Genomic DNA, 12,572 nt, shown 5'->3' with positions numbered 1-12,572 from the left:
CAGCAAATTAAAAATTTGGGGCTATTTATTACTCATTACTCCTTTTTCCCCATGCGTACCCTTCGGGAACGCCAAGGGCGAACACGGCGGTGAGGATGTCAATTGAGGAGGAGGCTGAATCCTCAACTGAGGTAAAACCTTCTGCCTCCTGCCTTCTGCCTCCTGCCTCCTTAATAAAAACTACTGATTCCTTCTGATTCTGTCGATTTCCCGTTGTAATTCTTCAATTTGACGGCGTAAAGTTTCTGTTTGATTTTCGGAAGATTCTGCTGAAACATTTACCGATCCAGAAGCAGGCGATCGCTGATAATTTCCTCGGCGAATTTGCTGGTATTCTTCGGATACTGCCCACGCCCGTAAGTAATGCAAGCGTTCAACAGGGAAAGGATGGCTCAACATCGTACCCTGAGCGCCATTGTAGATCAAGAATTTATATATCTGATTCAGTCCATCTTCATCCAACGCCTGATAATTTTCCGACTGCTTGATGAACTCTTGTAAACTACACTCATTGGCATATTTGTGACTACCGCCAGAGAGTTTCATCATCGTTGACATCACCGGATTCAAGTCATCCACTACTAGTAGTGCAGCACGATCTGACGATAACTCGGCTTTGCGCCGCCACTCAAAAAAGGCGTAAATCAAGCCTTGGGTGACAATATTACCGATGCCGAAGGTTAATTCTCCCAAGGCAGAGGCAGCATTCATCGCCCACATCGCCATTTGAATTAAAATAGTATGACCACATTTAATATGCCCCAGTTCATGGGCTAGCACCGTCCGAATCTCGGTTTCGTCTAGTAAGTCTAATATCCCTGTATTTATAACTATGTAAGGATTCTCTTGCCCCAACGCATAGCTATTTGCTTCGGGATTTTGCGAGACAAACAGTGCTGGTTCTGGGTAAATATCTAAATCCCGGACGCATTCACGAAACATCTGGTAAATAGTGGAATATTGACGCGGCCCGACTTGGATGGTGTTACCCATTAGATAGACTAATTGAGGGCGTTCGTAGATAAATTCCACAAATTTACGAGCAATTAAATCAAATCCTGGTAAATTTCGTAAAGCTTGCTCGGCTTGGCGATCTAGTGGATGCCTGAAGGCTTCGCTGGAAATTCCTGTGTAAGTTGGCATAATTTAGGGTGTTGGGTGATTTGTCATTAGTCATTGGTCATTAGCAAAGGACAAATGACAAGATAATAGAAATGGGGCAATTGGCAGTAAAAGTCACTTTGTATGGAATTAAAAGCGTGTGATTGAGGCAGAAGTTCATTTGTCACTACATAACTTTTTGCGATCGCAAGCGGGGTTCCCTTCCTGGCCCCATCATTTGACGATGGCACGGTTGGTAGCACGCGCCTTGCGCCTGGGACGTAGCGCCCTAATTCAAGTCGGGGCAGTTTGTGGTTATCAAGGGCGGTATCGTACTAGTTTCGTAGCATCAGCCCTAATGTGGCATGGTCCTGTAATTATTGTTGCTCAAGAAGCAGTGCAGCAACTTCTGCTGCGGGTGGAAATTCCCCGCCTACAGCAGTGGCTACCAACCAATAAATCGATTAGAACAGGTGACGCTTGGCCTGATGCCCAGTTTCAAGGGCTACTGTTAACCTCCCCAGAAGCTTGGTTAAGAGGACAATTGACTGGTGGCGATCGCTTTCCCCAAGGTATTCCCACAATTATTGAGGGGGTAGACGATCTCGAAGATTGGGTGCGCGATCAACTTACCCAAGATATTCAACCCCATGATTGGGATCAGCTAATGCTAGCTTGCCCAAACCAAGCTGAGGCAATTCGCGAAGCACGGATACAACTAACACACGAACTTTTTCAGCATCCAGCTAATCCATATCAGTGCTATCTAATTTCCCAGCCAGAAATAGAAATTTTGAGTCGTCTGTATTTGGCTTTAGAGTCAGTACAATCACTGCCAGAACCTTGGAAACAATTCTGGCAACAACTTCAAACCCTTGATGAAAATCTTTCTTCCCCTGCCCTCCCTGTTTCCCCTACCCCCCCTGCCCTCTTCTGGGCAACTATTGCCCATCGACAAGGTTTATTTTCTTTGCACTACGCCCCAATGGAATTAGGCGAAATACTCTCGCCAATTTGGCAGCGACAACCAGTCGTTTTAGTTGGTAGCGCCATCGAACCGGAAACTGAGGCTCCCCTTTTCCGCCAACGCCTGGGTTTGGAAGATTTAACTTGCCTGAAGTTCTCTTCGGAAAGTCAAGCGGAAGCAATTCAACTTTATGTACCTTATAAGTTGCCTCTACCCAACACACCAGAGTTTCAAGCGGCATTTATTCACAAAGTCCGCACACTGGTTTGTTTAAGTGCGACAGTACCAGGATTAACGGTTATCTTGGTGGGGGATGTACCACTAAAATCTCAAGTTGCGACAATTCTGGCTTCAGAGTTTGGTTCGCGGGTGCAAGTAGAAAAAACTTGTTTGGATGAAAATGGTATTTTGATTAGCGGCTGGGAATTTTGGCGAGAACATCAACGAGTTTTGCCAGCACCTCATCTGTTAATCATTGCGACTTTACCCCTACCATCTTTAGAAAATCCCCTGGTAGCTGGTAGGGTAGCTCTTTATAAGCGATCGCATCAAGATTGGTTCCGTTTATACTTGTTGCCAGCAGCTTTAAATGAATTACAACGTGCGATCGCTCCACTACGAGAAAGTCAAGGAATCGTAGCTTTACTTGATAGTCGTGTAGTTAACCGCAGCTACGGCGCTCAAATTCTCGCTGCTTTAAGTCCTCTGGCACGCATTAACTATCTCGATCCCAGTCTGTTTTCTAATACCGATGAGGAAAATTCCGCCTAAAGTCCAGTTACCAACGCCCTTCAGGAGTGCTGAGTAATGAGTAAAGAAGTGAGATTCCCCACTCGTAACTCGGAACGGGCTAAACGCCCCGCTAACGCTAACGGAACTGTTTTGCCGAATACTCAATTTAAATTTTGTCAACCAAAATGCGATCGCTTCAAAGCAAGCACTATTATCAGCTTATAGAAGATATGCGAATCATCGCCTCTCTGTAGCGATGATTCCTGGCAAAATAAATTTAGAACCTAAGTAGAATTTGAGTTGCTGATTATGGGTGAAGCAAAACGTCGTAAAACCACACAGAAGGAAACATACGGTCAAGAGGCTCGCATCTTGCCTTGGGTTCCCATCACAAAAACTCAAGGCGAACAATTTGTCACTTGGACTACTCGTGGTGCCTGGATAGGCATTGGTATTATGGTTGTAGGATGGGCAACTATCCGTTTTATCGGCCCAGCTTTCGGTTGGTGGCAAGTAGTCTACTAATTCGTAATACTCGCCTCCGGCGAGAAGCAAGCTATGTAATTCGTAATTATTGGTGAGATTGCACCAAATTGTCAAATGGGCGGTTTATATTCCCAAAATAGCTAAAAATATTGCCTAAATGACAACATTGCTCTCCTGAGTTTAGGTATTGTCAGTGTTGGGTTGATTTGCTTTTTCTATCAATCAATACACTTAAGCTAAAACCCTTTTCAAACCTCGTTTCCAGCCGGAGGCTGGAAATGCAACTCAAAGCGGCTCTGCCGCTAGTAAAGAGAGGCGGAGCCTCAAAGACAAGCATTCCCAGTCGGAGACTGGGAACGAGGCAAATCTACATGTAGCACCCATTTCAGTCGGGGTTTGTCTTGAGAAATCGCTCCACTTGGGCAAAGCCCAAGACCGCGTTTCTCGCTAAATCCCCGTCTGAAATTTCTTTAATTTTGAATTTTGAATTGTTAATTGGAAGTCCCTAACCCAAGCCTATTGGTCTATCAATTACGTGAAGTTTGTGTAAAGAGCTACGTTTAGTCTACTATTAGCACGTAATATTAGATTTGCACTGTCATCTATTTAACTTTATATATACAAGAGGAATGAATTTGGTATACTTCATCATTTGTCTATACCAAAATCTACGGTATAAAGAGAATAGACCAAACATCTGAGTAAAAAACACTATAGTGATGCAAAACTATGTTATGGCTTCTAATCACAGTCATTTTGGCTAAATGTCATCAATAAAAACGAAATATGTAGCTTTTCTGTAGTTGACTAGTGCTAAATTTAAGTTACTCTTAAAGCGGATCGCTTCTTGTAAGAATCTACCCTGACAGAAGTGTATAAAGATATAGTTAAATTTAGCAATTATGTCCGAGATTTTGAATTTGCAAACTGAATAGTTTGATACGACCCTCAAAACCCCGATCTGCTACCCTAAACAAGGTAGTTAATTAACGACTCAATATTATCTGTCTGGTAATTGTAGCAAATAGTTTACAATACCAGTGGATGAGATAAATCTAAAGAAAATATAAAAGAGACTCAAATAACTGTGGTGTCTGGAGGACAAAAGTGTTTCTGAGACTAGCACATCAACATCGACAATTCGTCCAAGACTTGGTAATGAACCTGCAAGCATTGGCGGTTGTACTTGAGCGGCGTGGGTATCCTGCGTCTTGCTACACCTGTGGCGACCAAATGAATAGTGCATCATTTATGGTTAGCTTGGGTGATAACCATCTAATTCGGTTTTTAGTGTCCGATTACGGGATCACTTGGACGGAAATGCGGGATGACCGCGAATTAATGAAGCTAGAAGGTGCGGAGGCAATTAGCCAGCTAGACGAACTGGCTGATCTTGTCAAGCAATCTATGCAAACTGATACAGGTACTAAAACTCTTGCCAAGAAGTATTAAGGTTTCAAAGGTCGATGGCAAGTTATAAATTGATTATCGGTGACTGGTAATCGGTAATAGTGGCTTAGTTAGCGATCGCTCTTACCCATTCTCCATTACCATTAAGTGATTGGCTCGTAGCTTGCCCATCGCAAATTTTTTGCATTTGCCAAAACCTCACTAATTCGCCACTGCTCTTTTTCCAAAGTGCTATCAAAATGCTGACGGTGTTTTTCAAGAAACACATTCGGTAGGGTGAGAAATAGGAATAAGTTCCAAACCAAAAGCCTGAGATTTTTGAGAATCAGTTCTTGGTATTTTTGCTCATATTAATCCATACCAGAATCAGAATATTCTCCAGCAGTTCTCTACATTTTGAAAAGTCTAAATTATTATTAGCCCTGGCGACTAGAAGTCGCGGCTATACAGACAAAACCCACCGACCTGGGTTTAAAATTATTTGAGTCTGCATAAGCGGACTTGGTTTTTGTAGCTGCGATTTCTAATCGCTTGGTATATTTGCTTTCGTTGAGATGCTCCCTTCAAGAGAGCGATAAAATTGTACTTAACAGTACCTTTTTTTGTGTTGGATATTTTTAATATTCATAAGAGTACCTTATTTGATATTAGATATTTTTGCTATTTGTACTTATAGTAGTATTTTTGCTTACTTTAACTCAAATATCACCATTAATCTATGCTATATCGAACATATAGGACTCGTATTTGATTGGGTGAAAAAACTTAGTACACGTCTATTCCCTTCTTCCTAGTTAAGAGTTCTCTGCCTACACAAGTAAGTTCAGTCATCAAATCGGATTCCTATAGATATAAACAATTATCCTGAATGCTGCTAGTTTAGTTAGTAGTTTGATTAAAATAAGGCATAAATTACCTAAAATCAATATATTTATCTAGTAAATTTTGTCATCCCCATTCCTGAGTGAACTTGATTAGTTATGCTCCTAGATTTAGAAAGATTTTATCAGGCTTGCAATCCGAGCAGACCTCTAATTATAGGAAACCCTAGCGATCGCAGGTACTATATCGATTTTGCTGCGGTGCGGGGTGGTAAAATCATCGAGGCTTTGCAGCGCACGATCGCTCGAATCTCGCCGAATTCTCCAACTTGTCAGCTATTTACCGGACATCTCGGCTGTGGAAAATCAACGGAGTTGTTGCGGCTGCAAGCTGAGTTAGAAGTGGAGCAATTTCATGTAGTTTACTTTGAGTCTACCCACGTCTTAGAAATGGCTGATGTGGATGTGACTGATATTTTGTTAGCGATCGCAGGACAGGTAAGTGAAAGCTTAGAAGCGATGAAAATCAGGCTCAAACCTACCTATTTTACCAAGTTGTTTGGTGAAATTGTCGATTTTCTGCAAACACCAATTGAACTTGGGGTAGAAGCAGAGTTGTCTGTAGGAATTGCCAAAATTACAGCTAAAACTAAAGAAAGTCCCCAATTGCGGCGGCGGCTAAGGGATTATCTAGAACCGCGAACAGCAAATATTTTACAGTCAATTAATCAAGAATTGCTAGAACCTGCCATCAAGCAACTGAAAGCCAGGGGGAAAAAAGGACTGGTAGTGATTGTTGATAACTTGGATCGAGTCGCAATTCGACCTTTACCATCGGGGCGATCGCTGCCAGAATATTTATTTATTCAGCGTGGTGAACAATTACGCAAACTGAATTGTCATGTAGTCTACACTATTCCCCTAGCCTTGACTTTTTCCAACGATAGCGCCGAACTTCAACATCGTTTGGGGGGTGGAGTTGCACCAAAAGTTTTGCCGATGATACCTGTACGTCTGCGCTCTGGCGAGATTTTTCCGCAAGGGCTAACAATGTTACGGCAAATGGTACTAGCTAGAGCTTTTCCAGACATTTTAGCTAGCGATCGGTTAGGCTTAATTACAGAAGTGTTTGATAGTCTAGAAACCTTAGATCGATTGTGCTTGATTAGTGGTGGTCATGTACGCGACTTACTAGGGTTGCTGTTTGACTGTCTGCGAGAACAAGATCCACCCTTTGAGCGGGAGTGTGTCGAATTGGTGATTCAAAGACAGCGAGATTACCGAGCTAACGCCATCGATCCCCAGGAGTGGGAATTAATCTTTCAGGTGGTGCAGCAGCAGAGAGTTAGAGGTGATATAGAATACTACACTCTATTGCGAAGTCTGTTTGTATTTGAATACCGCGATCATCAGGGAGCTTGGTTTGCCGTCAACCCAGTTTTAGCAGAGACGGAAAAATTTAAATCATGGTTGAACGACACCCACAAGTAGATGTCAGAGCAGCTAATGAGCGGGCTTTGCGGAGTTTAGGGAGAGCAATTACCCTTTCTAGTGGTCAATTTTCTCTGGTTTTGGTGTGCTGCAATTATCGAGCTTTGCAAGAGCGAATGCTGCAACGACTCGAAGAACTCTCTTCAGGAGTACACCAAATTCTCAAGGTAGTTCTGCCACATAATGCTAGAAGTCTTTACACAAGTATTCATTTACAACTGCTAACCGAAGCTAATCCGCCATCGGCGTTGATGATTTTGGGTTTAGAGTCAGTAGATGGAATCGATGATTTACTGAGGTCTATTAATCATATTCGGGATGAATTTCGCAAACGCCACCCATTTCCGATGATTTTGTGGGTGAATGAAGAAATATTGCAAAAGGTAGTCCGTTTAGCACCAGATTTTGCTAGTTGGGCGGCGACACCGATTCGGTTTGAAATGACAACTCAATCTCTGCTGCAATTTCTGCAACAGGAAACTGACTCTTTATTTGCTACGGTGTTACTAAGTGATGCTGCACAAAATCAAAATCTGCAAGTTGCAAAGCATTATTCCACTGTGGAGCAAGTCTGGGAGCATAGCTATGAACTCCACTTTGCCATTAGAGAATTGCACAATCGTGGTATTACCTTACAGCCAGAATTATACGCTAGTTTAGAATTTGTTTTTGGTCTAGATAATTATATTAGCGATCGCATCAATAAAGCTTTAAGCCATTTTCAACAAAGCTTGCAAGTTTGGCAAAAGTTGGCGGAGACAGAGGAAATCAATTCAAAATTCAAAATTCAAAATTCAAAATTGCATAAAAAGACTGGAGAAGATGAGGAGTTGACTCCCCCTGCTCCCTTTACTTCCCCATCTCCTCCATCGCCTCCATCTCCCTTGCTGCTGCGACAGGGAATTTTGCTGTTTTATATTGGGCTGTGTTACTGCCGTTTTGCAGAGCAAAATCAAACAGAAAACCGTCGCCATTGGAATACAGCTAAATCTTATTTTCAGCAATGCTTGAATATCTTGCAGGTGGCTGGGCGTTTAGATATAGTGGCTGGATTTATTAATCAACTTGCAGAGGTTTTGCAATATCTGCAAGAGTGGGAAGAGTTGCAGACAGTTGCTCAAAATTCTTTGGAGTTACATCAAACTTATGGTAGTCAAATCCAATTAGCTTGTGACTACGGCTTTCTAGCACAAGTGGCTGTGCAGCAGTCGCGGTGGGTACAGGCAAGTATTTTAGCACACGTATCACTGCTGAAATTAGGTGAGGCGCAAAAGCACAACGACCCTTATAACTGCTTATTTCCATTATTATTGGGGCAAATTTACTATTTAGTATTGGCGAAGGCACAGCGAAATTTAGGTGAACTAGTAGTAGCTGATGAATACTTAGATAAGGCCACAAAAGAACTACCAGCAGCCTTAGAAAACAGTGCCCATCAATACGATGCCCATCGTTATATTCGCTTATTGCGGACACTGCGATCGCTATATTTTGAAGAAGGGCGCTATCTGGAAGCCTATTGCATTCGACAGAAACGGCGTTCTGTTGAACAGCAGTATGGTTTTCGGGCTTTTATTGGTGCGGGACGCTTGCAACCCCAAAGACAAGCGACAAACCCCGCATTGATGGCACCTTCTGGAAGTAGCACCGTTGCTTTAGAAATTGCTGCTTCTGGTCGGGAGCGTGATATTAATAACTTAATTGGCAGAATTAGCCGCGCCGATCAAAAGTTGACGGTGATTCACGGACAGTCAGGGGTGGGTAAGAGTTCCACCGTCACGGCGGGTTTAGTTCCAGCATTGCAAAATCGAGCCATTGGCGATCAAATAGCCGTGCCTGTGGTACTGCAAGTTTATACCGATTGGGCGCGGGAATTAGGGAAATCTTTAAGTGAGGCGATGTCTAGTGACGCATCCCTTGCTATTTATGCTGATATTAAGCCAGAAGCAGCCATTGAACCGGAAGTTTTACCCTACTCTGGCACACCTATTACCATCCTGAGAATTTTACAGCAACTCAAAGAAAATGCTGACAACCATCTGATCACAGTTTTGATTTTTGACCAGTTTGAAGAATTTTTCTTTGGTTATAGCGATCGCAATCAAAAGCAAGAATTTGATAAATTTATTAGCGACTGCCTAAATATACCCTTTGTTAAAGTTATCCTTTCCTTGCGAGAAGATTATTTACATCGGTTATTAGACTTTAAACATCTTTCGGCACTAGAAGCGATTAATAATAATATTCTCGACAAGCATATCCGCTATCAATTAAATAATTTTTCGCCAGAATATGCTAAAGCAATTATCCGAAAATTGACGGAGCGATCGCAGTTTAATTTAGAGCCGGCTTTAATTGATGCCTTAATCGAAGATTTATCAACAGAATTTGGTGAAGTCCGCCCCATTGAATTACAAGTTGTGGGAGCGCAGATTCAAGATGAACGCATTACTACACTAGAAGAATATCAGCCATATAGACCTAATAAACTCATTGAGCGATATATTAAAGAACTGATTAAAGATTGCGGACCAGAAAACGAACGAGCCGCCTTACTTGTCTTATATTTATTAACAGATGAAAGTAACAACCGACCTTTTAAAACTCGTGCTGAGTTGGCGACACAGCTAGCAGAATTAGAAGATGCTGGCAAATTAGATTTAGTGTTAGATATTTTAGTGCGTTCCGGTTTAGTAGTTCTCTTTCCTGATGTCCCAGAACGCTATCAACTAATTCACGATTATTTAGTAGACTTGATTCGCTATCTGCAACAACAAGAATCGAGCCTACAGGTACAACTTAACCAACTACGCTATAAAGTAGAACAAAGTAAAGCTGAGATTGAGCGACTTAAAAGCGAACTCCAAAATAAGCAGCGTTCTAAATTCGTAGTTCCTCATACCCAACAAGGATTAGATTTATTAACAGAATTGCGGGAGTTACAAAAGCGGGAAGAATTAAGTCAGTTAGAAATTGAGCAATTGCGAGCTCAACTTAAAGAAAAAGAGTTAACAGCTAAACTTGCAGAGAGTCAAGAACAACAAAGGCTCAGTGAAGCTAAATTAAATCGTTCGCTGAAAATTGCCCTGACTGCTTCTGTTCTGGCCATATTAGGATTAAGTGTTTCCATAGTTACAGCAATAGATAGCGAAATTAAAACCCTGAGTGTATCCAGTGAAGCCCTCTTTGCCTCACAAAAAGGTATTGATGCCTTAAAGGAAGGTTTAAAAGCAGGGATAAAATTACAACAAACAGTCTGGGTAGATTCCTATACAAGAGAGCAAGTGCAGACGGCGCTTTATCAAGCAGTTTCGGGGGTAAGAGAATATAACCGCTTAGAAGGACATATATCTGGGGTAAATAGTGTTACATTTAACAGCCAAGGCTCTTTAATTGCCTCAGCCAGTGCGGATAATACAATCAAACTTTGGCATCCCGATGGTAGCTTGGTCAAAACCTTGTCGGGGCATGATGATGTCGTCAATAGCGTCAGTTTTAGCCCCGATAGTCAAATCCTTGCTTCCGCCAGTCAGGACAAGACAATAAAACTTTGGAGTCGAGAGGGTCAATTGCTTGCGACTCTATTAGGGCATCAAGCTGTAGTAAATAGTGTCAGTTTTAGCCCTGATGGTCAGATTATCGCTTCAGCGAGTACCGACAAGACGGTGAAACTGTGGAGTCGGGACGGTAAATTACTCAAAACCTTGCAGGGACATAATGGTGCAGTTTTGGGTGTTGCTTGGTCAACCGATGGTCAAACCCTAGCTTCTGGGAGTGCTGACAAGACGGTGAAATTGTGGAGTCGGGATGGTAAATTACTCAAAACCTTGCAGGGACATGAAGATGCCGTCAAAAGTGTAGCTTGGTCGCCTGATGGTCAAACTATTGCTTCTGCTAGTTTAGACCAGACTATCAAACTGTGGAATCTGAATGGTAAGCTACTGCGAACCTTATCGGGGCATAGTGCTGGAGTTACCAGCGTCAGTTTTAGCCCCGATGGTAAAACGATCGCTTCTGCAAGTACCGACGAGACAATCAAACTTTGGAGTTCTGAAGGTGTGTTGCTGGGAACCCTGAAAGGACATAATAATTGGGTGAATAGCGTCAGTTTTAGCCCAGATGGTCGCACCCTGGCTTCCGCTAGTCGGGACAAAACTATTAAACTTTGGCATTGGGACGATGTGTTACTGCGGAAGCCCAAAGCTGATAACGATGACTGGGTAACTAGTATTAGTTTCAGCCCAGGCGATCGCACCTTAGCAGCAGCAAGCCGAGATAAAACTGTAAAAATTTTCAGTCGTGACGGTAAACTTCTCCGTACATTCACAGGGCATAAAGGCCAAGTCTGGGGCGTTAGTTTCAGCCCTGACGGTCAAGTAATTGCTTCGGCTAGTAAAGATAAAACGGTAAAACTTTGGAGTCATGACGGTCAATTACTCAACACCTTACAGGGTCATAATGACGCCGTCTTGGGTGTTGCTTGGTCGCCTGATGGTCAAGTAATAGCTTCAGCTAGTAAAGATAAAACAGTCAAACTTTGGAGTCGCGACGGTAAACTGCTCAACACCTTGCAGGGACATCAAGATGCGGTGAATTGGGTCAGCTTTAGTCCTGATGGCACGTTACTAGCCTCAGCCAGTGATGACAAAACCGTGAAAATCTGGAGTGTAGATGGTAAATTGCTATACACATTAACTGGTCATATCCGCCGGGTAAATGGGGTTGCTTGGACACCTGATAGTCAGGCGATCGCTTCAGTTAGTATTGATAGCACAGTGAAGATTTGGAGCCGAGACGGTGAATTACTAAATAATCTCACGGGAGATGGCGATAGTTTCATCAGTGTCAGTTTTAGCCCCGATGGCAAGACTCTGGTAGCCAGCAGTGATGACAACGTGAGACTTTGGAACCGAGAAGGGACGTTGCTGATTGCTTTGAAAGGTTATAAGGATGAATTAACCAGCGTCACTTTCAGCCATGACGGCAAAACTTTAGCTGCGGGAAGTGCTAACGGTACGGTGATTTTACAGAATTTGGCAGATATCCAACTAGAAAAATTACTGGCGCAGGGTTGCCACTTGCTCCATGATTATTTGCAGACTAATCAAAAGGTAATGAATAGCGATCGCGCCTTGTGTTCTGGTAGGTGACGTAGAAGAATTATGAAAGGCGTTATATATATTAATTATCTATCCAAAAACTTAGGGACAGAACGTTTTAGTTTTGAACAGGAAGTTTCTAGTTCTGAAGGTGAAAAATGGAGTTCTGAGCCTTAAAATTGGAAATTAAAGCTTGATTTTTCCTGTTTTGTTCTCATTAATCCCCGCTTTTAATTTCTTCTTTACTCCAAACATATTTACGGCAGACTTCGCAAGCGGCTTTTGCTTCCTCTGTTTGCGGATTGGTGAAGATGGGATGGTAGCGCAACCTGTCGCAACAGACTTGCAACCATGCACGCCAGCCACCCCGCCACAACCGCACAGTGCCGTCATAACCGCCACTGACAATGGTCTGCCCATCGGCGCTGATGGCGACAGAATAGACCCAACCTTCATGACCACGCA

9 protein-coding genes are annotated in these 12,572 nt (G+C 42.7%); 6 read left to right on the top strand and 3 right to left on the bottom strand.

Annotated features, from left to right (window positions below; translation table 11 throughout):
* Positions 1 to 180: 180 nt before the first annotated feature.
* Entirely contained in the window at positions 181 to 1,143 is a 963-nt protein-coding gene (locus tag V7K76_RS31305) for a M48 family metallopeptidase (RefSeq protein WP_334696048.1), read from the bottom strand.
* A gap of 118 nt (positions 1,144 to 1,261) precedes the next feature.
* Between V7K76_RS31305 and V7K76_RS31300 the strand changes: the two genes are divergently transcribed.
* From V7K76_RS31300 to V7K76_RS31285, 4 genes are all read left to right on the top strand, one after another.
* Complete coding sequence (locus tag V7K76_RS31300; RefSeq protein WP_334951557.1) at positions 1,262 to 2,839, top strand: ATP-dependent DNA helicase; 1,578 nt, start codon at positions 1,262 to 1,264, stop codon at positions 2,837 to 2,839.
* Between the two features lie 36 nt (positions 2,840 to 2,875).
* The gene (locus V7K76_RS31295; protein ID WP_334777239.1) at positions 2,876 to 3,025 is read left to right on the top strand and encodes a hypothetical protein; all 150 of its coding nucleotides are present in this window, start codon (positions 2,876 to 2,878) and stop codon (positions 3,023 to 3,025) included.
* A gap of 84 nt (positions 3,026 to 3,109) precedes the next feature.
* Complete coding sequence (locus tag V7K76_RS31290; RefSeq protein ID WP_179066914.1) at positions 3,110 to 3,325, top strand: DUF2839 domain-containing protein; 216 nt, start codon at positions 3,110 to 3,112, stop codon at positions 3,323 to 3,325.
* 1,068 nt (positions 3,326 to 4,393) lie between these two features.
* Entirely contained in the window at positions 4,394 to 4,738 is a 345-nt protein-coding gene (locus V7K76_RS31285; RefSeq protein ID WP_334777238.1) for a DUF1815 family protein, read from the top strand.
* 64 nt (positions 4,739 to 4,802) lie between these two features.
* Here the strand turns inward: V7K76_RS31285 and V7K76_RS31280 are convergent, their stop codons facing one another.
* A complete protein-coding gene (locus tag V7K76_RS31280) occupies positions 4,803 to 4,955 on the bottom strand; it encodes a hypothetical protein (protein ID WP_334777237.1) in 153 nt (50 codons plus the stop codon).
* A 721-nt stretch (positions 4,956 to 5,676) separates the two neighbouring features.
* Between V7K76_RS31280 and V7K76_RS31275 the strand changes: the two genes are divergently transcribed.
* Complete coding sequence (locus tag V7K76_RS31275) at positions 5,677 to 7,008, top strand: P-loop NTPase fold protein (protein ID WP_334777236.1); 1,332 nt, start codon at positions 5,677 to 5,679, stop codon at positions 7,006 to 7,008.
* Positions 6,984 to 12,158 carry an nSTAND1 domain-containing NTPase gene (locus tag V7K76_RS31270; RefSeq protein ID WP_334951563.1) on the top strand — a complete coding sequence of 1,725 codons (5,175 nt, stop codon included), beginning with the start codon at positions 6,984 to 6,986 and terminating at the stop codon, positions 12,156 to 12,158. The genes V7K76_RS31275 and V7K76_RS31270 overlap by 25 nt, the downstream gene beginning before the upstream one ends.
* 166 nt (positions 12,159 to 12,324) lie before the next feature.
* Here the strand turns inward: V7K76_RS31270 and V7K76_RS31265 are convergent.
* A partial coding sequence (locus V7K76_RS31265) for a WD40 repeat domain-containing protein (protein WP_335030371.1) occupies positions 12,325 to 12,572 on the bottom strand: 248 nt, incomplete at its 5' end.

The organism is Nostoc sp. (genome assembly GCF_036917975.1).
Lineage (GTDB): Bacteria > Cyanobacteriota > Cyanobacteriia > Cyanobacteriales > Nostocaceae > Nostoc.
The sequence above is the reverse complement of the archived record's forward strand: the minus strand, read 5'-3'. Positions and strand labels throughout refer to the sequence as shown.